The 20,436-nt window shown below is 65.9% G+C and carries 14 protein-coding genes; 9 read left to right on the forward strand and 5 right to left on the reverse strand.

What is annotated here, in order from left to right:
- Positions 1 to 775 precede the first annotated feature (775 nt).
- The 5 genes from VG556_RS02640 (at position 776) to VG556_RS02660 (ending at position 6,225) form a co-directional block, all read left to right on the forward strand.
- A complete protein-coding gene (locus tag VG556_RS02640) occupies positions 776 to 3,046 on the forward strand; it encodes a methyl-accepting chemotaxis protein (RefSeq protein ID WP_100449979.1) in 2,271 nt (756 codons plus the stop codon).
- A gap of 37 nt (positions 3,047 to 3,083) precedes the next feature.
- On the forward strand, positions 3,084 to 3,953 hold the full coding sequence (locus tag VG556_RS02645) for a CheR family methyltransferase (RefSeq protein ID WP_049407415.1): 870 nt from the start codon (positions 3,084 to 3,086) through the stop codon (positions 3,951 to 3,953).
- Positions 3,950 to 4,546 (forward strand): chemoreceptor glutamine deamidase CheD, encoded by a 597-nt coding sequence (gene cheD, locus VG556_RS02650; protein ID WP_014037083.1) that lies wholly within the window; start codon positions 3,950 to 3,952, stop codon positions 4,544 to 4,546. The genes VG556_RS02645 and cheD overlap by 4 nt, the downstream gene beginning before the upstream one ends.
- Positions 4,543 to 5,616, forward strand: coding sequence for a protein-glutamate methylesterase/protein-glutamine glutaminase (locus tag VG556_RS02655; protein ID WP_100449978.1), 1,074 nt, complete (start codon positions 4,543 to 4,545; stop codon positions 5,614 to 5,616). Before cheD ends, VG556_RS02655 begins: the two co-directional genes overlap by 4 nt.
- A 237-nt stretch (positions 5,617 to 5,853) precedes the next feature.
- Positions 5,854 to 6,225, forward strand: coding sequence for a hypothetical protein (locus tag VG556_RS02660; protein ID WP_049477327.1), 372 nt, complete (start codon positions 5,854 to 5,856; stop codon positions 6,223 to 6,225).
- A 96-nt stretch (positions 6,226 to 6,321) separates the two neighbouring features.
- On the opposite strand, the gene VG556_RS02665 is transcribed toward VG556_RS02660, so the two are convergent.
- The 4 genes from VG556_RS02665 to VG556_RS02680 form a co-directional block, all read right to left on the reverse strand.
- Positions 6,322 to 8,070 carry a WG repeat-containing protein gene (locus VG556_RS02665; RefSeq protein ID WP_080354546.1) on the reverse strand — a complete coding sequence of 583 codons (1,749 nt, stop codon included), beginning with the start codon at positions 8,068 to 8,070 and terminating at the stop codon, positions 6,322 to 6,324.
- A gap of 146 nt (positions 8,071 to 8,216) precedes the next feature.
- Positions 8,217 to 10,808 carry a bifunctional aconitate hydratase 2/2-methylisocitrate dehydratase gene (gene acnB, locus VG556_RS02670; RefSeq protein WP_049407406.1) on the reverse strand — a complete coding sequence of 864 codons (2,592 nt, stop codon included), beginning with the start codon at positions 10,806 to 10,808 and terminating at the stop codon, positions 8,217 to 8,219.
- Between the two features lie 43 nt (positions 10,809 to 10,851).
- The gene (locus VG556_RS02675) at positions 10,852 to 11,250 is read right to left on the reverse strand and encodes a type II toxin-antitoxin system VapC family toxin (protein WP_005416402.1); all 399 of its coding nucleotides are present in this window, start codon (positions 11,248 to 11,250) and stop codon (positions 10,852 to 10,854) included.
- 6 nt (positions 11,251 to 11,256) lie between these two features.
- A complete protein-coding gene (locus VG556_RS02680) occupies positions 11,257 to 11,481 on the reverse strand; it encodes an AbrB/MazE/SpoVT family DNA-binding domain-containing protein (protein WP_005409505.1) in 225 nt (74 codons plus the stop codon).
- 302 nt (positions 11,482 to 11,783) lie between these two features.
- Between VG556_RS02680 and acnA the strand changes: the two genes are divergently transcribed.
- Positions 11,784 to 14,537, forward strand: coding sequence for an aconitate hydratase AcnA (gene acnA, locus VG556_RS02685; protein ID WP_049407404.1), 2,754 nt, complete (start codon positions 11,784 to 11,786; stop codon positions 14,535 to 14,537).
- A gap of 128 nt (positions 14,538 to 14,665) precedes the next feature.
- Here the strand turns inward: acnA and VG556_RS02690 are convergent, their stop codons facing one another.
- Positions 14,666 to 16,216 carry a BCCT family transporter gene (locus VG556_RS02690; protein WP_111144266.1) on the reverse strand — a complete coding sequence of 517 codons (1,551 nt, stop codon included), beginning with the start codon at positions 16,214 to 16,216 and terminating at the stop codon, positions 14,666 to 14,668.
- Positions 16,217 to 16,384: 168 nt separating this feature from the next.
- Between VG556_RS02690 and betI the strand changes: the two genes are divergently transcribed.
- The 3 genes from betI to betA all read left to right on the forward strand — a co-directional run bounded on the left by betI (position 16,385) and on the right by betA (position 20,270).
- On the forward strand, positions 16,385 to 16,975 hold the full coding sequence (betI, locus tag VG556_RS02695) for a transcriptional regulator BetI (RefSeq protein WP_014647011.1): 591 nt from the start codon (positions 16,385 to 16,387) through the stop codon (positions 16,973 to 16,975).
- A gap of 38 nt (positions 16,976 to 17,013) precedes the next feature.
- A complete protein-coding gene (betB, locus tag VG556_RS02700) occupies positions 17,014 to 18,486 on the forward strand; it encodes a betaine-aldehyde dehydrogenase (RefSeq protein ID WP_100449977.1) in 1,473 nt (490 codons plus the stop codon).
- 101 nt (positions 18,487 to 18,587) lie between these two features.
- Positions 18,588 to 20,270 (forward strand): choline dehydrogenase, encoded by a 1,683-nt coding sequence (gene betA, locus VG556_RS02705; RefSeq protein ID WP_014647009.1) that lies wholly within the window; start codon positions 18,588 to 18,590, stop codon positions 20,268 to 20,270.
- Positions 20,271 to 20,436: the final 166 nt, after the last annotated feature.

The raw sequence follows: 20,436 nt of genomic DNA on the forward strand, positions 1-20,436 counted from the left end.
GCTGGGGCGTTTTTGTTTACGGGGTATCTGATTATCCAGCCAACGGCGAAGCCCCTCGGGGTGGTCGCTGAGAGCGGCGGACTTCCTTCGTTTGGCCGGGAGGATGGGTTGCGCAGGGGACGCTGCAAGTACGTCTCTGTAAGTTTGGTCGCCGCTTGCACGTGTGCACTGTCCTGCGCACACGGCAAGACCGGGGTTGGGCGTCCTGCCCAACCCGCCCGAGGCATGTCTCGACCCCATGCGGCTCACGCCCCTGCGCAACCCACCCTCCCGGCCACGGACACTTCCCGTGCGCGTCCACCCCGGATTGAAGAAAGAAGAGCAAAAGACAAAAGCCAGGTCACTTCCGGGGTCAGATCCGTTTTCCGCAGGAAAACGGATCTGACCCCTCTTTCCACCTGGAAACCCAATGCTCTTGCCGTCCGCCGAAGTGAAGCCCTGGCGGGCCGGGTCGGGGTGGGCAGGCAGGACCGTTGGCGCCATGGATGGCGCCATCGAGCCCCCATGGATGGGTTCACGGCGTGTCCTGCCTGCCCACCCCGACCCGGCCAACCCGTAGCTACCCATCGCCATGACCTGCCGTTGCCGTTGCCGTTGCCGTTGCTTCAAAAGCCTGCCGCAGGCAGCGCCGCAGCCGCCGCTGCAAGGAAACCTGAATACGTTCGGACACCGCACCTCAATCCCCCGCCCGCGCGGCCGATAACGGGGTTGTCACGGCGTATCCCGCCGCTGACCGGCACGGCGCCGCCCGCCCGCTTCGACCTGGTCCTGCTCGATGAATCTCCTGCATCGCTGGCAACACTACTTCCGCAATCTTTCCGTCCGGCGCAAGCTCAACCTGCTGACGCTGCTCATCGCGCTCGGCGTGATCGCGCTCTCGGTGATCGCCGCCCGCATGCAGTACCTGGACCTGACCGAAACCCGCAAGAGCGCGCTGAAGACCCAGGTCGAACTGAGCTACGGCATCCTGCAGCACTACCACCGCCTGGCCGGTACCGGCGAGCTCAGCGAAGAGGCCGCCAAGAGCGCCGCGCTGCAGGCGCTGGAGGTCATGCGCGCCGGGAACGATACCTACTACTTCAACATCTACGACACCGGCTACCGCCTGCTGATGCACCCGTTCCGCAAGGACCTGGTCGGCAAGGACATGAAGGACTTCCGCACCGACGACGGCGTCCGGATCTACTACGACCAGGTCGAAGCGGCTCGCGCCGGCGGCGGCTTCGTCAACTACCGCTGGGCCAAGCCGGGCAGCAAGGGCGAGGTCGAGAAGGTCGCCTATGCCGGCCTGTTCGCGCCCTGGAACTGGGTGGTCAGCAGCGGCGTCTACATGGACGACGTGCAGAAACAGGCGCTGGTGTTCACCGCCATCATGGCGGTCTCTGGTGGCGTACTGGTGCTGATCGTGCTGGCCCTGAGCTGGGTCATCGGCAACCGCATCGCCGTGCCGCTGAAGCAGGCCACCGCCGTGGCCGAAGGCATCGCCGGCGGCAAGCTGGACAGCCACATCGGCCCGCAGCCGCACGACGAAACCGGCCGCCTGCTGGAGGCCATGGCCGGCATGCAGCAGCAGCTGCATGCGGTCATCACCGGCCAGCGCGAAATGGCGCGCCGTCATGACGGCGGCGAACTGAGCTACCGCATCGACGCCAGCGCCTTCCCCGGTGAGTACGGGCTGATGGTGCAGGAAACCAACGCCCTGGTCGGCGGCCACGTGCAGACCCTGCACGACGTGCTGGACGTGGTGCAGCAATACGCGGTCGGCGATCTCAGCCGCGACATTGCACGCTACCCGGGCGAAAAGGCCGCGATGACAACCACCGTTGATACGGTCAAGGCCAACCTCGGCCGCATCAATGCCGAGATCAAGCAGCTGGCCAGCGCCGCCGCGGCCGGCGACTTCAGCCTCCGTGGCGATGCGCAGCGCTTCGATCACGATTTCCGCCTGATGCTGGAGAACCTCAACGCGATGATGGCGGTCAGCGATGACAACCTCGGCAAGCTCTCGCAGCTGCTGTCGGCCATCGCCGAAGGTGACCTGACCGCACGCATGCACGGCGACTACCAGGGCGTGTTCGCACGCATGCGCGACGATGCCAACACCACCGTCACGCAACTGACCCAGATCGTCGGCCAGATCCAGGCCAGCGCCTCCAGCATCACCCTGGCCGCCGGCGAGATCGCCTCCGGCAACAGCGACCTGTCGCGCCGCACCGAACAGCAGGCCGCCAACCTGGAGGAAACCGCTGCCTCCATGGAGGAACTGACCTCCACCGTGCGCCAGAACGCCGAGCACGCCCGCCAGGCCAACCAGCTCGCCATCGGCGCGCACGGTGTCGCCTCGCAGGGCGGTGACGTGGTCGGCCAGGTGGTCACCACCATGTCGGCCATCGAAGCCTCGTCGAAGAAGATCGCCGAGATCATCTCGGTGATCGACGGCATCGCCTTCCAGACCAACATCCTGGCGTTGAACGCGGCAGTGGAAGCGGCGCGTGCCGGCGAACAGGGCCGCGGCTTCGCCGTGGTCGCCAGCGAAGTGCGCACCCTCGCCCAGCGCTCGGCCGCCGCCGCCAAGGAGATCAAGGGCCTGATCGACGACTCGGTCGGCAAGGTCAACGACGGCTCGGCGCTGGTGCACAAGGCCGGCGCGACCATGGGCGAGATCGTCGCCTCGGTGCAGCGCGTGACCGACATCATGGCCGAGATCTCTGCGGCCTCGCAGGAACAGTCGGCGGGCATCGAGCAGGTCAACCAGACCGTGGTGCAGATGGACGAAACCACCCAGCAGAATGCTGCGCTGGTGGAAGAAGCCACTGCTGCGGCACGCGCAATGGAGGACCAGGCCGGCCAGCTGGCTGACGCCGTGGCGATCTTCCGCCTCGACAACCAGGTGTCCGCCGCAGTGAAGGCCGTGGCCGCGCGCGCGGAGCCGGCCCGTGTCACCACCGTGGCACGCCCGCAGCCGACCAGCACGCCCGCTCCGGTCCGCCGCAGCAGCAACGCCAGCACCTTCGCCGCCAGCGACAGCGACTGGCAGGAATTCTGAGACCCACCCGCGGCGGCTGCGGCCGCCGCCTCTGCCGATGGACACGTCCCCCGTGCAAAGTCCTACCCCCATCGTCACCGGCCCGCGCGAATTCGAGTTCGCCGACCGCGATTTCCGCCGCGTCTGCGACCTGATCTACCAGCGCGTGGGCATCGCCCTCGCGCCGGCAAAGCGCGACATGGTCTATGGCCGCCTGTCGCGCCGCCTGCGCACGCTGGGCATGCGCAGCTTCCAGCAGTACCTGGACCACCTGGAGCAGGAAGATGGTGACGAATGGCAGGCGTTCACCAACGCGCTGACCACCAACCTGACCTCGTTCTTCCGCGAACCGCATCACTTCGACAAGCTGCGCGAGGAACTCCAACAGCGCTCCAGCCGCGCCCCACTGCTGCTGTGGTCGTGCGCGGCGTCCACCGGCGAAGAGCCCTACTCGATGGCGATCACCGCCTGCGAGGCCTTCGGCACGTTGAAGCCGCCGGTACGCATCATTGCCACCGACGTCGATACCCAGGTGCTGGCCACTGCCGGCCGCGGCGTCTACAACATCGATCGCGTCGCCAGCCTCGATCCGGACCTGCGCCGCCGCTACTTCCAGCGCGGCAGCGGCCCCAACGAGGGCCAGTGCCGCGTGCTGCCGGCGCTGCGCGAACTGATCGAGTTCCGCCCATTGAACCTGCTCGCCCCGCGCTACGACGTCGGCGGCCCGTTCGACGCGCTGTTCTGCCGCAACGTGATGATCTACTTCGACAAGCCGACCCAGCGCGCCATCCTTGGTCGCCTGGTTCAGCACCTGGCCGATGACGGCCTGCTCTACACCGGCCACTCGGAGAACTACCTGCACGCCGCCGACCTGATCCAGCCCTGCGGCCGCACCCTGTACCGCCGTGCGGCAAAGGCCGGCGCATGAATGCCTCGCTGCGTACCGACGATGTGATGCGCTACCAGGATGCGCGCTTCCAGACCATCGCCGCCAAGCTGCTGCCGACCCAGTACCTGGTGGTCGATGACACCACTGCGCTGACCACCACGCTGGGCTCCTGCGTGGCGGCGTGCCTGCGCGACCCGGTGCTGAAGATCGGCGGCATGAACCACTTCCTGCTGCCGGAGGGCAACGCCGGTGACGGCGCACCCGCACGCTACGGCAGCTATGCGATGGAACTGCTGATCAACGACATGCTCAAGCGGGGCGCCCACCGCAAGCGCATCGAAGCCAAGGTGTTCGGCGGCGCCAACGTGCTCAAGGGCTTCACCAGCAATCCAGTGGGCACCCGCAACGCCGAGTTCGTGCGCCAGTACCTGCAGGCCGAGCACATCCCGATCATCGCCGAGGACCTGTGCGGCATCCATCCGCGCAAGATCTGGTTCTTCGCCGATACCGGCCGCGTGGTTGTGCAGCGCCTGCCGCATGCCCATGAGGCAGAAGTGGCTGCGACCGAATCGGCGGTGCGTGCGCGCCTGTCCAAGGCCCCGGTCACCGGCGGCGTGGAGCTGTTCGAATGACCTTGACCGGCAACGCCCCCTGTCGGGTCCTGATCGTCGACGACTCCGCCGTCGTGCGGCAGATGCTCACGGAAATCCTGTCCAGCGATCCGGCCATCGACGTGGTCGGCACCGCCGCCGACCCGCTGCTGGCGCGCGAGAAGATCAAGCGCCTGGCCCCGGACGTGATCACCCTGGACGTGGAAATGCCGCGCATGGACGGGCTGGCGTTCCTGGAAAACCTGATGCGCCTGCACCCACTGCCGGTAGTGATGATCTCCTCGCTGACCGAGCGCGGCGCCGACACCACCCTGCAGGCACTGGCGTTGGGCGCGGTGGATTTCGTCTCCAAGCCGAAGCTGGACGTGGCGCGCGGCCTGCAGGCCTACGCCGACGAGATCATCGCCAAGGTCAAGATGGCAGCGCGCTCGCGGGTACGTCCGCTGGTGCGCGCTGCCGCACCGAAGCTCCTGCTGGAAGCCGCTCCTGCGATGCGCCCCGCCGCGCCGCAGTTCCGTACCACCGACCGCCTGATCGCGATCGGCTCGTCAGCCGGTGGCACCGAAGCCCTGCGCGTGGTGCTGGAAGGCATGCCCGCCGATGGCCCAGCCGTGGTGATGACCCAGCACCTGCCGGCCAGCTTCAGCAGCGCCTTCGCCGAACGCCTGGACCGCCACTCGGCCATGGCCGTACGCGAGGCCAGCGACGGCGAGGCAGTGCTGCCTGGCCATGCCTACCTGCCACCAGGCGGCAAGCATCTGCGCATCATCCGCGACGGTGCCCGCTGGCGCTGCCGCGTCGACGACGGCCCGGCGGTGAACCGGCACAAGCCGGCAGTGGACGTGCTGTTCCGTTCGGTCGCGCAGAACGCCGGTGGCAATGCGATCGGTGCCATCCTCACCGGCATGGGTGATGATGGCGCACGTGGCCTGCTGGAGATGCGCCAGGCCGGCGCCCCGACCCTGGTACAGGATGAGGCCACCAGCGTGGTCTGGGGCATGCCCGGTGCCGCCTGCAAGCTCGGCGCCGCCGAGGAACAGGTGCCGCTGGAACGGATTGCCGAGCGGTTGCTGGCGCTCGCCCGCGGCTGATTGCGCGCCGCAGCTCAAGGGCGCGCGCGCAGTAGATCCACGCCATACGTGGCTGCCGTTGTAGAGTCGAACCACGCTCGACTCATCGCGCATCGCACGAACAGCAGCCAAGCATGGACTCGGCGCTACAGGCCATCAGGCAACAAAAAAAGGCGCCGGCTTTCACCGGGGTTCTTCGTTTCAACGCGCTACCCGCATGTGTGCTTTGATAGCGGTATTGCACAAGGAATGCTGCACATGATCAAAGGCATATGGAAGGCCGCCCTGGCGGCCGTACTGCTTTCATTGCCACTGGCACCCGCCAGCGCCAGTGGCGATCTGTTCTACTTCGAGGCCAAGCTGGGTGATGTGTTCTTCATGCTGATGCTGGTGGGTCGCGAAGACCCCGGCGCGGTAAGCGTCAGCTGGAAAGGCACGTCGATCCCGCCGTACCCCAACGTGCAACGCCGCTACTACATCGAATTCGACCGCGCCCGCCGCCAGGCCTATGTGCGTCCGCTCCGCCACGACGGATTGCCCTGGTTCGAAATGGACGTCTCCGGCAAGCGCGGCAACGTGCTCATAGCAGGCCGTCGGTTGGAAGGCAGCGCAGACTGGACCGTGCAGTAGCGCCGGAAGCCTGAGCATTCCGTTGTTTCAAACACGCCCAGATCTTCCATTTGGATCGCACCAGGCTCCAGCCATACCAAGCAGTCAATGGTCCGACTATTGGCTGGGACGAGGATGCAGACGCCCCAGAACGGTCCCGTCAAGCTTGATCAGCTCCATGGTCTGATCTGTCTTCAACGTCTCAAACAGACCATCCGGTCGAGAATGAATCGATAGAAATCCCTGTTCGAACAGCGTCGTTCCTGTGTCTGGGTCAAGAAAATTGACCGTAACCTCACCGGCACTGTTTCGCTCACGCACGGAAACTCGGCCTTTCGAAACATTCACGTAGCCGTAGCGGGGCGCCAGCCTCCACCGCCCCGACTCATCCAGAAGGCCCCAGCGACCCCGCAACGAGAGCGCATAGACTCTTGTTCCATCCGCCAGAAGCTCTGCTGAGGGAGTATGCGGAGTGAAATCAGCCAGCGCATTTCCGCGCAGATCGAGTATGTGATACCCGGCGTCATATCCCGGCCGTTCGAATGCGGCGACCAGATTCGGACCCAATGGTTTTATCCGACGGTAGCGAGGAGGAATCAGCCAAGCACCCGTAGCATCTATTACACCCCATCCTCCATCGGCTTGGGCCAACAGCAGTTGGTCATCCAGTCCTTCCGCGGTTTGAAAAGGCGCAAGTCGGTAGTACAGGGAAGACGAGATGCTGCCATCTTCCAGCATCATGAAACGCACCCCCGCTTCGCCGGGCTTTTGATACTCGACGATCCTGCGGTTCAGCGGATGCAGGCCTGCAGCGCGTTGCAGGGAGCGCAGCGACCCATCCAGGCCTACAACGTATTCATCATCTTCCGAACTGAAGATTACATACCCCACTCGTTCAGCGAACTCATCTGTCTTCATACAGTGGCCTGCAGGCGTCGGAAACATCAAACCCGCGCGCGTGAAATGCAGGCACTGGCCGTCTTCGGCTACCGCAGAAAGCAGGTACCCACCCCGACCAAACTTGAACCGATATCGACCCATGGGCGCCACTTGCACCCCGTGGGGATCCAGCACCGTGTCGTTCCCGCCCTGGGTGGCGAGCGCGAAACCCGAACTGTTGAAGGTCATCTGATCGTAGTCCTGGCGCCCTATGCCTGCCAGTGATCGATCAACCAGGCCAAAGTGGACACCATCGCGCGAAGCGATGGCCACTTCCCCCTCATGACCCACGGGACCAAAACTACCAAAGACACTGAAAACGGGACCGGACTTACCCTTCGCGTCAAGGAAGCGGGTCGTACAGCGCTGCTTCTCTTTGTTGCAGAGTTCTACAGCCGGGTTTCCAGCCCAGGACGCAGAGCGCAGGAGATCGTTCTCGCCTTTCTCCTCAAACCGACGCGCCAATCGGCCCCGTGCATTGAAGAAGTCAATTCGCGTGTACGCCTTGGGCGGTTTCCGCAGCAATACCTTGGCTTCGATCACCCCGTTGCCATGTACCTCAACCGAATCGTAATGCGCTTCAAGGACGATACGCCCTTCTGAATTCATGATGCCCCTGTTCTCCCCCCTTTCGAAGACCGCCACCCCATTTTTGAAGGGGCGGAGGTATTGCATTCCCCGATGCTCGGCCAGTTGCCGGCCCGTGCCATCCAGCACCACGCATCGACCCTCATGACAGAGGCTGTGGCGTGTAGTCCTGTCGAGACGTGGCGGCGGCTTGATAGACAGCGGCATCGCAGACGCCGGCGTTGCGCCGACTGATGGCGCCATAGTCAGAAGTGCAGAGGCCAGCAGAGCGCCCAAGGCCCGGGCGATGACGCTGCGGCGATGGGTAGGACTGGAAGTCAGCAGAAATGAACGGCGCATCTCAGACAGAACCGCAAAGGAGAGCAGCCAAGGTAGGCGCCATGCTTCGCTAGAGAAATACAACTTCTACGAAAGTGTCCTGTCCACAAAAAACCCCCGGCTTTCACCGGGGGTTCTTCGTTCACATCATCAACCGATCAGCAGGATCAGGCAGCGACCGTCTTGGCCACGTCCTGGTATTCCTCGATCTGGTCGAAGTTCATGTAGCGGTAGATCTCGGCGCCGCTGGCGGCGATCACGCCCACATCGGCCATGTACTCCTCCTTGGTCGGGATGCGGCCCAGGCGCGAGCAGATCGCCGCCAGTTCCGCCGAACCCAGGTACACGTTGGTGTTGCGGCCCAGGCGGTTCGGGAAGTTGCGGGTCGAGGTCGACATCGCAGTGGAGCCTTCACGGATCTGCGCCTGGTTGCCCATGCACAGCGAGCAGCCCGGCATTTCCATGCGCGCGCCGGTGGCGCCGAAGGTGCCGTACACGCCTTCCTTGGTCAGCTCCGAGGCGTCCATCTTGGTCGGCGGGGCCACCCACAGGCGGGTCGGCAGGTCACGCTTGCCTTCCAGCAGCTTGGCCGCGGCGCGGAAGTGACCGATGTTGGTCATGCACGAACCGATGAACACTTCGTCGATCTTGGCCCCGGCCACTTCGGACAGGGTCTTCACGTCGTCCGGGTCGTTCGGGCAGGCCACGATCGGCTCGTGGATGTCGGCCAGGTCGATCTCGATGACGGCGGCGTACTCGGCGTCGGCATCCGGCTCCAGCAGCTGCGGGTTGGCCAGCCAGGCTTCCATCTTCTCGATGCGACGCTGCAGCGAACGCGGATCCTGGTAACCCTCGGCAATCATCCACTTCAGCAGCGTGATGTTGCTGGTCAGGTACTCGATGATCGGTTCCTTGTTCAGGCGCACCGAGCAGCCGGCGGCCGAACGCTCGGCCGAGGCGTCGGACAGTTCGAACGCCTGTTCGACCTTCAGCTCCGGCAGGCCTTCGATTTCCAGGATGCGGCCGGAGAAGATGTTCTTCTTGCCAGCCTTGGCCACGGTCAGCAGGCCGGACTTGATCGCGTACAGCGGGATCGCGTTGACCAGGTCACGCAGGGTCACGCCCGGCTGCATCTTGCCCTTGAAGCGCACCAGCACCGACTCCGGCATGTCCAGCGGCATCACGCCGGTGGCTGCGGCGAAGGCGACCAGGCCCGAACCGGCCGGGAACGAAATGCCCACCGGGAAACGGGTGTGCGAGTCACCGCCGGTACCCACGGTGTCCGGCAGCAGCATGCGGTTGAGCCAGCTGTGGATCACGCCGTCGCCCGGGCGCAGCGAAACGCCGCCACGGGTGGAGATGAACTCCGGCAGGGTGTGGTGGGTCTTCACGTCCACCGGCTTCGGGTAAGCGGCGGTGTGGCAGAACGACTGCATCACCAGGTCGGCCGAGAAGCCCAGGCACGCCAGGTCCTTCAGCTCGTCGCGGGTCATCGGGCCGGTGGTGTCCTGCGAGCCGACCGAGGTCATCTTCGGTTCGCAGTAGGTGCCCGGGCGCATGCCCTGGCCTTCCGGCAGGCCACAGGCGCGGCCGACCATCTTCTGCGCCAGCGAGAAGCCCTTGCCGGTATCGGCCGGCTGCACCGGCAGGCGGAACAGGTCGGTCGGGGCCAGGCCCAGCGCTTCGCGCGCCTTGCCGGTCAGGCCACGGCCGATGATCAGCGGAATGCGGCCGCCGGCACGTACTTCATCGAACAGCACGTCGGACTTGACCTGGAACTCGGCGATCACTTCGCCGTTCTTCAGCGCCTTGCCTTCGTACGGGCGCAGCTCGATGACGTCGCCGTGCTCCATCTTCGATACGTCCAGCTCGATCGGCAGCGCGCCGGCATCTTCCATGGTGTTGTAGAAGATCGGTGCGATCTTGCCGCCCAGGCAGACGCCACCGGCGCGCTTGTTCGGGATGAACGGAATGTCATCGCCGGTCCACCACAGCACGCTGTTGGTGGCCGACTTGCGCGAGGAACCGGTGCCGACCACGTCGCCGACGTAGGCAACCAGGTGGCCCTTTTCCTTCAGCGACAGGATCTGCTGGATCGGGCCGCGCTTGCCGTCTTCTTCCGGGGTGAACGGCGCATCGTCGCGCTTGTTCTTCAGCATCGCCAGGGCGTGCATCGGAATGTCCGGGCGGGTGGTCGCGTCCGGTGCCGGCGACAGGTCGTCGGTGTTGGTTTCGCCCGGCACCTTGAACACGGTGACGGTCAGGCTCTGCGGCACTTCCGGATTGCTGGTGAACCACTCGGCATCGGCCCAGCTCTGCAGCACGGCCTGGGCGTTGGCATTGCCCGCCTTGGCCTTTTCCTGCACGTCATGGAACGCATCGAACACCAGCAGGGTCTTCTTCAGGCCGTTGGCGGCGATGGTGCCGACGCTGGCGTCGTCCAGCAGCTGCACCAGCGGGGCCACGTTGTAGCCGCCGAGCATGGTGCCCAGCAGTTCGGTGGCGCGCTCACGGCTGATCAGCGGGTTCTGCTCGCTGCCCAGGGCGATCGCCGCCAGGTACGACGCCTTGACCTTGGCCGCGTCATCGACGCCGGCCGGCACGCGGTGGGTCAGCAGGTCGAGCAGGAACTCGGCCTCGCCCTGCGGCGGGTTCTTCAGCAGTTCGATGACATCGGCCGTCTGCTGCGCGCTCAGCGGCAGCGGCGGGATGCCAAGCGCAGCGCGCTCGGCGACGTGGTGGCGGTAGGCTTCCAACATGACAACTCCCGGGTAATGCGTAGGTTGAAATAACAAAGTGGGCTCAGGCGTGCGGCACGATCAGCTTCAGGCCCTTGAAGTAGTCGCGGTAAAACGTGTCGTTCCAGGTGATCAGGCCGTCACACTGCAGCAGTGCGTGGGCGCCGACCATGAATTCGTCCAGGCTGCGGCGGCTGCCGCCGCGCTGGCGATGACGGCGGTGCATCTCGCCGGCGCGCAGCGCCGACTTGGCTTCCATCGGGTTGAAGTGCACGCCCATTTCTTCCAGCGCTTCGAGCACCTCGGCGCCGCCGCGCAGCGATGCGCAGACCTCGGCCAGGGTCGCGCCACAGACCACCACGCGGCCACCGACCAGGCTCTGCCGCAGGATGGCTTCCACGGCATCGGCCTGCGGACCATTGCTGAGCAGCTCGACCAGCACCGGTGAATCGACGGCGATCATCACGGCTTATTCCTCGTCACGCACCGCGCGTACCGCTGCGTCGGACGATTCGAAGCCGTCCAGCGCAAACTTGCCGCGCGCCCGTGAAATCGCATCGTCAACACTCTTGCGCAGGATGATGCGGCTGCCGTCCAGCTCGACCTTCAGCAGCGTGCCCTTGGTCAGGCCGAGGGCATCACGCACCGCCTTGGGCAGGGTGATCTGTCCGCGTTCTGCAACAGTGGCTTCCATGGGTAGGCCCTCCAGAGTATGCACAAATTATACATACTTCCCCGGGCATACTTCCACCCTGAACAGGACCGGCGCCCCGCCAGCCCTTGCCTCGCAAAGGATCGGCCACAAACGTGACATACGCCATACACCTTCCCCTGTAGTCTGGAACCGATGCCGCAGGCCGGAACCCGGCCCGGATGAATCCATTCAGTCTGAGGTTCATACTGGGACGACCGGGGCCGCCAGGCCCGCGGCGACCGCAAGCAGGCCCGCCCATGCGCGGGCCACTGCAAGCCATCCGCAAGAAGGAGTTACCCCGCATGAGCGATTCGTTCTCCACCCGCAGCCAGCTGAACGTCGGCGGCAAGACCTACGACTACTTCAGCCTGCCCACGCTGGGCCAGCGCTTCGATATCTCCCACCTGCCCTACTCGATGAAGATCCTGCTGGAGAACCTGCTCCGGCACGAGGACGGCGGTATCACCGTCGGCAAGGACCACATCGAAGCCGTGGCCCGCTGGAACCCGGCGGCCGAGCCGGACACCGAGATCGCCTTCATGCCGGCGCGCGTGGTCCTGCAGGACTTCACCGGCGTGCCATGCGTGGTCGACCTGGCCGCGATGCGCGACGCGGTCGTCAAGCTGGGCGGCTCGCCGGAGCAGATCAACCCGCAGATCCCCTCCGAACTGGTCATCGACCACTCGGTGCAGGTCGATGTGTTCGGCAAGCCGGACGCGCTGGACCTCAACGGCAAGATCGAATTCCAGCGCAACCAGGAACGCTACGGCTTCCTGCGCTGGGGCCAGAAGGCCTTCGACAACTTCAAGGTGGTGCCGCCGAACACCGGCATCGTCCACCAGGTGAACCTGGAGAACCTGGCCCGCGTAGTGATGACCGCCGACAAGGACGGCAAGGCGGTCGCCTACCCCGATACCGTGTTCGGTACCGACAGCCACACCACCATGATCAACGGCATCGGCGTGCTTGGCTGGGGCGTGGGCGGCATCGAAGCCGAGGCCGCCATGCTCGGCCAACCGTCGTCGATGCTGATCCCGCAGGTGGTCGGCTTCAAGCTGACCGGCAAGCTGCCCGAGGGTGCCACCGCCACCGACCTGGTGCTGACCGTCACCCAGATGCTGCGCAAGCTCGGCGTGGTCGGCAAGTTCGTCGAGTTCTACGGTGACGGCCTGCAGCACCTGCCGCTGGCCGACCGTGCCACCATCGGCAACATGGCCCCGGAGTACGGCGCCACCTGCGGCATCTTCCCGATCGACGCCGAATCGCTGAACTACCTGCGCCTGTCCGGCCGCAGCGAAGAGCAGATCGACCTGGTCGAAGCCTATGCCAAGGCACAGGGTCTGTGGCACGAACCGGGCAGCCCGCATGCCCAGTACAGCACCACGCTGGAACTGGACATGGGCACGGTGAAGCCGTCGCTGGCCGGCCCGAAGCGTCCGCAGGACCGCGTGCTGCTGGAAGACGTGCAGAAGAACTACCGCGAAGCACTGGTCGGCATGACCAGCAACCGCGACAAGCGCAGTGATGATGTTTCCTCGTTCGTCAATGAAGGCGGCGGCGCGGCGGTCGGCAACGAGCAGCTGGCCAAGGGCTTCGCCGACATCGAGATCGAAGGCCGAAAGGTGCGGCTGAAGGATGGCGCGGTGGTCATCGCCGCCATCACCTCCTGCACCAACACCTCCAACCCGGCGGTGATGATCGGTGCCGGCCTGCTGGCCCGCAATGCGGCCGCCAAGGGCCTGAACCGCCAGCCGTGGGTGAAGACCTCGCTCGGGCCGGGCTCGCGCGTGGTCACCGACTACCTGGAAAAGGCCGGCGTGCTGAAGGAGCTGGAGAAGATCGGCTTCTACGTGGTCGGCTACGGCTGCACCACCTGCATCGGCAACTCCGGCCCGCTGCCGACCGAAGTCAGCGCCGGCATCGCCGCCGGCGATCTTGTGGTCACCTCGGTGCTGTCCGGCAACCGCAACTTCGAGGGTCGCGTGCACCCCGAAGTGAAGATGAACTACCTGGCCAGCCCGCCGCTGGTGGTGGCCTATGCCATCGCCGGCACCACCGACATCGACCTGACCACCCAGCCGCTGGGCACCGGCAGCGATGGCCAGCCGGTGTTCCTGCGCGACATCTGGCCGAGCAACAAGGAAATCGGCGATGTCATCGCCGCCACCATCGGCCCGGAGATGTTCAAGCAGAACTACGCCGACGTGTTCAAGGGCGACACCCGCTGGAACACCATCGCCTCGCCGGACGGCAACCTGTACGCGTGGAGCGATGCCTCCACCTACATCAAGAACCCGCCGTACTTCGATGGCATGACCATGCAGACCGGCAGCATCGACGACGTGCACGGCGCACGCGTGATGGGCCTGTTCGGCGATTCGATCACCACCGACCACATCTCCCCGGCCGGCAACATCAAGAAGGACTCGCCGGCGGGCCGCTTCCTGCAGGAACGCGGCGTGCAGCCGGCCGACTTCAACAGCTACGGCAGCCGCCGCGGCAACGACGACGTGATGGTCCGCGGCACCTTCGCCAACATCCGCATCAAGAACCTGATGTTCGGTGGCGAGGAAGGCGGCAACACCCTGTACTACCCCGCCGGTGGTGGCCAGCCGGAGAAGCTGGCGATCTACGATGCGGCCATGAAGTACAAGGCCGACAAGGTGCCGCTGGTGGTGCTGGCCGGCAAGGAATACGGCACCGGTTCGTCGCGCGACTGGGCGGCCAAGGGCACCCTGCTGCTGGGGGTGAAGGCGGTCATCGCCGAAAGCTTCGAGCGCATCCACCGCTCCAACCTGGTCGGCATGGGCGTGCTGCCGCTGCAGTTCCGCAACGGCGAGAACGCGCAGAGCCTGGGCCTGGACGGCTCGGAAGTGATCGACATCACCGGCCTGCAGGACGGTGCCAGCAAGCGCGCCACGGTCACCGCGACCAAGGCCGATGGCACGAAGAAGACCTTCGAGGTCTCGGTGATGCTGCTGACCCCGAAGGAAGTCGAGTACTTCCGTCATGGCGGCCTGCTGCAGTACGTGCTGCGCCAGCTGGCAGCCAAGTAACGGAAAAGGGCCGGATCCTTGCGGGTCCGGCCCTTTCCGTCTGCGATGCCCCCCTGTAGAGCCGAGCCTGCGCTCGGCTGCTTCTGCGCCAACAGCAGCCGAGCATGGGCTCGGCTCTACAGAGGCACTCAGCGGCGGGGTGCGTCCGGGTCGGTGCGCAGCGCCTTCAGCAGGCCCCACATGTAGAACGCCAGCGTGAACGAGAACGGCAGGCCACACAGCACCACCGCCGTCTGCATCGCACTGAAATTGCCGGCCAGCAGCAGGCCGACGCTGGCCACGGTGATGCCGGCCGCCCAGAACACGCGCAGCCAGATCGGGGCGTCATGGCCGTCTTCCACACCATCGTCAACGCGACGGGTGCACAGGTTGGCGATCATCAGCGTGCCCGAGTCGACCGGGGTCAGGAACAGCACGAAGCCGATCACCACCGCCGCACCGGCAACGTACGGCGCGCCGGGCAGGTATTCCAGCAGCTTGAACAGCGTCATCGCCGCATCGTGCTGGGCCACCTCACCCAGGATCGCCTGGCCGTGGTTGAGCACCAGGTCGATGGCGGTGTTGCCGAAGATCGACAGCCAGGCCAGGGTGAAGCCGAGCGGGATCAGCAGCACGCCCATGATCACTTCGCGGATGGTGCGGCCACGCGAGATGCGCGCCACGAAAAGGCCGACGAACGGCGCCCAGGCGATCCACCAGGCCCAGTAGAACAGCGTCCACGACCCCATCCACTCACGGCCCTTCGGGTCGTTGAGGTACATGTCGAAGCTCTTGCGCACGAACGCACCAAGGTAATCGCCGGTGTTCTGGATCAGGCCGTCGAACAGGTGCAGGGTCGGGCCGGTGACCAGCACGAACAGCAGCAGGCCACACAGCAGGCGCACGTTGAGGTTGGACAGCCAGGCAATGCCCTTTTCCACACCGGCGACCACGCCGATGGTGGCCACCACCATCATCACCAGCACGATGGCCACCAGCACCTGCGGCGTATCCGGGATGTGGAACAGGTAGACCAGGCCGGACTGCACCACCAGCGCGCCGATGCCGAGGTTGGTCACCATCGAGATCAGCGTGGCCAGGATGCCGAAACCATCGACCATGTCGCCGATGCGACCGTGGATGCGCTCACCGAAGATCGGGTACAGCGCCGAGCGCAGCGCCAGCGGCAGGTCGCGGCGGTACGCGAAGTAGCCCAGCGCCACGCCGACCAGCGCGTACAGCGCCCAGCCGTGCAGGCCCCAGTGCAGGAAGGTCAGCACCATCGCTTCGCGGCCGGCGGCCACGGTCCCGCCGGGTTGCCCGGGCGGATGCAGGAAATGGTCCAGCGGCTCGTAGGCGCCGTAGTAGAGCAGCGCGATGCCGATGCCGGCCGAGAACAGCATCGAGACCCAGGCGACGTAGCCAAACGCCGGTGACTCCTCGTTGTGGCCCAGGCGGATGCGGCCATACGGCGAGAACGCCAGCCACGGCACGAACCCCAGGCACAGCACGATCAGCAGCATGTACCACCAGCCGAACGCGGCCGACACCTCGGCCTGCGCCCATTGCAGCCAGTGCTCGCTGCCTTCGGGATAGAGAACGGTGAGCAGCCCGAGGATGCCGATCGACACCGAGGAGCTGAGAAAGACAAAACGGTTCAAGCGCAGGGGCGAACGCTTGGGATGAGCCAGGGAAGACATGGGATCGTCTCATCAGTCCGGGGGAGCACATGGGCGGGGCCGGACCGGTAAACCGGGCCCATGGCGTGGGGCGCGAGCGCATCCTAGGGTTTATTGATTGAACGTTCAATCAATAAAAAGCATAATGGCGGGCAGCCGATCCTTCGGGTCGCAATCCGTGGAGAGACAATGCCGAAGAAAGGCGTGGAACCGGTACGGCGCGAACAGCTGATCCGGGCCACTTTCCAGACCATCGACGAGATCGGCATGGCCGACGCGACCGTCGCCACCATCGCGAAGAAGGCAGGGCTGTCCAGCGGCATCGTCGCCCACTACTTCGGCGACAAGGACGGCCTGCTCAATGCTGCAATGCGGCAGATCCTGCGCGAGCTGAAGGACGCCGTCGCCCGCTACCGCGCCGAGGCCAGCGATGACCCCCGCGAGCAGTTGCGTGCCATCGTCGATGGCAACTTCGACGACAGCCAGATCAACGGTACCGCAATGCGCGTCTGGCTCACGTTCTGGGCCGCCAGCATGCACCAGCCGGAACTGGCCCGGCTGCAGCGCGCCAACGACCAGCGCCTGTTCTCCAACCTGTGCCACCAGTTCAACCGCCTGCTGCCCCACCCGCAGGCCCGCCTGGCCGCCCGTGGCCTGGCCGCGATGATCGACGGCCTGTGGCTGCGTGGCAGCCTGGTCGGCGGCCAGTTCAACGCCGACAAGTCCCGGCGCATCGCCTACGGCTACATCGACTTCCAGTTGCAGGCTGCCGCGCTATAAGCGCTTCAGCACCCGCCCCCTTCCAAGGAGTACGCCCCATGACCACCCTGCCCGTCCAACAGCTCTACATCCACGGCCAGCGCGTCGATGCCACCAGCGGCAAGACCTTCAAGACCGTCAACCCGGCCACCGGTGAGGTGATCGCCGAAGTGCAGGTTGCCAGCCAGGCCGACGTCGAGCGCGCCGTGCAGAGCGCGGCCGAAGGCCAGAGGGTGTGGGCCGCGATGACGGCCATGGAGCGCTCGCGCATCCTGCGCCGCGCCGTCGAGCTCCTGCGCGAGCGCAACGACGAACTGGCCCACCTGGAAACCCTGGACACCGGCAAGGCGCTGGCCGAGACCACCACCGTGGACATTGTCACCGGCGCCGACGTGGTCGAGTACTACGCTGGCCTGGCCACCGCCATCGAAGGCATCCAGCTGCCGCTGCGCGAATCGAGCTTCTTCTACACCCGCCGCGAACCGCTGGGCGTGGTGGCCGGCATCGGCGCCTGGAACTACCCGATCCAGATCGCCATGTGGAAGTCGGCCCCGGCCCTCGCCGCCGGCAATGCGATGGTGTTCAAGCCGTCCGAAGTGACCCCGTTGACCGCGATCCGGCTGGCCGAGATCTACACCGAAGCCGGCGTGCCGGCCGGCGTGTTCAACGTCGTGCAGGGCCCGGGCCGCGAGATCGGGCAGTGGCTGACCGAGCACCCGGTGATCGAGAAGATTTCCTTCACCGGCGGCGTCGCCACCGGCAAGAAGGTCATGGCCAGCGCGGCGTCCTCGTCGCTGAAGGAAGTGACCATGGAGCTGGGCGGCAAGTCGCCGCTGGTGATCTGCGATGACGCCGATCTGGACCGCGCCGCCGACATCGCGGTGATGGCCAACTTCTTCAGCTCCGGCCAGGTCTGCACCAACGGCACCCGCGTGTTCGTGCCGCGCAGCATGCTGGCCGCGTTCGAGGCCGCCGTTGTCGAGCGCGTCAAGCGCATCCGCATCGGCGACCCGATGGCCGCCGAGACCAACTTCGGCCCGCTGACCAGCTTCCCGCACATGGAAAACGTGCTGCGCTACATCGAAAGCGGCAAGGCCGAAGGCGCCCGCCTGCTGACCGGCGGCGGCCGTGCCACCGAAGGCGCGCTGGCCAATGGCGCGTACGTGCTGCCGACCGTGTTCTCCGACTGCCGCGATGACATGACGATTGTCCGGGAAGAGATCTTCGGGCCGGTGATGAGCATCCTCGCCTACGACGACGAAGACGAAGTGGTGCGTCGTGCCAACGACACCACCTTCGGCCTCGCCGCCGGCGTGGTCAGCAAGGACGTCAGCCGCGCCCACCGCATCATCCACCGCCTGGAAGCCGGCATCTGCTGGATCAACACCTGGGGCGAATCGCCGGCCGAAATGCCGGTCGGTGGCTACAAGGAATCCGGCGTCGGCCGCGAGAACGGCATCTCGACCCTCGGCCACTACACCCGCATCAAGTCGGTGCAGGTCGAGCTGGGCGACTACGCCAGCGTGTTCTGACCGGCGCGCCGCCAGCACGCCCCATCGTCCGGCCACCGCGCCGATCCGACATCCCGCCGGGACGCCTGCATGCAGCGCGCCCCGGCCTGCAGGAGACACCCATGAGCACCCACAACGAGTACGACTACATCATCATCGGCGCCGGTTCGGCCGGCAACGTGCTGGCTACCCGCCTCACCGAAGATGCCGATGTCAGCGTGCTGCTGCTGGAAGCCGGTGGCCCGGACTACCGGCTCGACTTCCGTACCCAGATGCCGGCGGCACTGGCCTTCCCACTGCAGGGCAAGCGCTACAACTGGGCGTACAAGACCGATCCGGAGCCCTTCATGAACAACCGCCGCATGGACTGCGGCCGCGGCAAGGGCCTGGGCGGCTCGTCGCTGATCAACGGCATGTGCTACATCCGCGGCAACGCGATGGACTATGACAACTGGGCCAGCATGCCGGGCCTGGAAGACTGGACCTACCTGGACTGCCTGCCCTACTTCCGCAAGGCCGAAACCCGTGATATCGGCCCCAATGACTACCACGGTGGCGACGGCCCGCTGCGCGTTACCACGCCCAAGGCCGGCAACAACGAGCTGTTCGCTGCGATGGTCGAAGCCGGCGTGCAGGCCGGCTACCCGCGCACCGACGACCTCAACGGCTACCAGCAGGAAGGTTTCGGCCCGATGGACCGCACGGTGACCCCGAAGGGCCGTCGTTCCAGCACCGCCCGCGGCTACCTGGACCTGGCCAAGCCGCGCCCGAACCTGACCATCGTCACCCACGCGCTGACCGACCGCATCCTGTTCTCGGGCAAGCGCGCCGTGGGCGTGCAGTGGCTGCACAGCGACCAGCCGCAGCGCGCCACCGCCCGCCGCGAAGTGCTGCTGTGCGGCGGCGCCATCGCCTCGCCGCAGATCCTGCAGCGCTCGGGCGTCGGCCCGGCCGACCTGCTGCGCAGCCTGGACATCGACCTGGTGCACCACCTGCCGGGCGTCGGCGCCAACCTGCAGGATCACCTCGAAATGTACCTGCAGTACGAGTGCAAGAAGCCGGTGTCGCTGGCGCCGGCACTGAAGCTGTACAACCAGCCGGCGATCGGTGCCGAGTGGCTGTTCCTGGGCACCGGCATCGGCGCCAGCAACCAGTTCGAGGCCGGTGGCTTCATCCGCAGCGACGCCGAATTCGACTGGCCGAACCTGCAGTACCACTTCCTGCCGGTGGCGATCAATTACAACGGCTCCAACCCGATCAAGGCGCACAGCTTCCAGATGCACGTCGGTTCGATGCGCTCACCCAGCCGCGGCCGCATCCACGTACGCTCGAAGGACCCGCGCGAACATCCGAGCATCCTGTTCAACTACATGTCGCACGACCAGGACTGGCGCGAGTTCCGTGCGGCGATCCGCATCACCCGCGAGATCTTCGCGCAGCCGGCGCTGGCCCCGTACAGCGGCCGCGAGATCTCGCCGGGAAGCGCGCTGCAGACCGACGCGCAGATCGATGCGTTCGTGCGCGAGCACGCCGAGACTGCCTATCACCCGTCGTGCTCGAACAAGATGGGCCATGCCGACGATCCGATGGCGGTGGTCGATGGCCAGGGCCGCGTACACGGGCTGGAAGGCCTGCGCATCGTCGATGCCTCGATCATGCCGCAGGTAGTGACCGGCAACCTCAACGCGCCGACCATCATGATGGCCGAGAAGCTGGCCGACGTGATCCGCGGCCGCACCCCGCTCGCCCGTAGCACCGCGCCGTACTACAAGGCCAACGGCGCACCCGTTCGCAAGCAGGGTTGACGCAGCCGGCTCTTCGGCCGTCCCACACCCCGAATCGGTAGGTGCCCACCTTGGTGGGCACGCCTCACAGCGCCCCTCGCCATCCTGTGCCGACCAAGGTCGGCACCTACCGTTGCAGCCTCCGCGAAACCCTCTTCGCGTTTTCCCTACGGCGGGGTATGCTGCA

This window comes from Stenotrophomonas sp. CASM106, from assembly GCF_049384825.1.
GTDB classification, from domain to species: domain Bacteria; phylum Pseudomonadota; class Gammaproteobacteria; order Xanthomonadales; family Xanthomonadaceae; genus Stenotrophomonas; species Stenotrophomonas muris.

Excerpts from the sequence above, each read along its gene's own strand:
- VG556_RS02690 (WP_111144266.1), bottom strand. The coding sequence starts at position 16,216 with ATGTCTTCCCTGGCTCATCCCAAGCGTTCGCCCCTGCGCTTGAACCGT.
- betA (WP_014647009.1), top strand. The coding sequence starts at position 18,588 with ATGAGCACCCACAACGAGTACGACTACATCATCATCGGCGCCGGTTCG.
- cheD (WP_014037083.1), top strand. The coding sequence starts at position 3,950 with ATGAATGCCTCGCTGCGTACCGACGATGTGATGCGCTACCAGGATGCG.
- VG556_RS02665 (WP_080354546.1), bottom strand. The coding sequence starts at position 8,070 with ATGCGCCGTTCATTTCTGCTGACTTCCAGTCCTACCCATCGCCGCAGC.
- acnB (WP_049407406.1), bottom strand. The coding sequence starts at position 10,808 with ATGTTGGAAGCCTACCGCCACCACGTCGCCGAGCGCGCTGCGCTTGGC.
- acnA (WP_049407404.1), top strand. The coding sequence starts at position 11,784 with ATGAGCGATTCGTTCTCCACCCGCAGCCAGCTGAACGTCGGCGGCAAG.
- betB (WP_100449977.1), top strand. The coding sequence starts at position 17,014 with ATGACCACCCTGCCCGTCCAACAGCTCTACATCCACGGCCAGCGCGTC.
- VG556_RS02680 (WP_005409505.1), bottom strand. The coding sequence starts at position 11,481 with ATGGAAGCCACTGTTGCAGAACGCGGACAGATCACCCTGCCCAAGGCG.
- VG556_RS02655 (WP_100449978.1), top strand. The coding sequence starts at position 4,543 with ATGACCTTGACCGGCAACGCCCCCTGTCGGGTCCTGATCGTCGACGAC.
- VG556_RS02645 (WP_049407415.1), top strand. The coding sequence starts at position 3,084 with ATGGACACGTCCCCCGTGCAAAGTCCTACCCCCATCGTCACCGGCCCG.
- VG556_RS02675 (WP_005416402.1), bottom strand. The coding sequence starts at position 11,250 with ATGATCGCCGTCGATTCACCGGTGCTGGTCGAGCTGCTCAGCAATGGT.
- VG556_RS02660 (WP_049477327.1), top strand. The coding sequence starts at position 5,854 with ATGATCAAAGGCATATGGAAGGCCGCCCTGGCGGCCGTACTGCTTTCA.
- VG556_RS02640 (WP_100449979.1), top strand. The coding sequence starts at position 776 with ATGAATCTCCTGCATCGCTGGCAACACTACTTCCGCAATCTTTCCGTC.
- betI (WP_014647011.1), top strand. The coding sequence starts at position 16,385 with ATGCCGAAGAAAGGCGTGGAACCGGTACGGCGCGAACAGCTGATCCGG.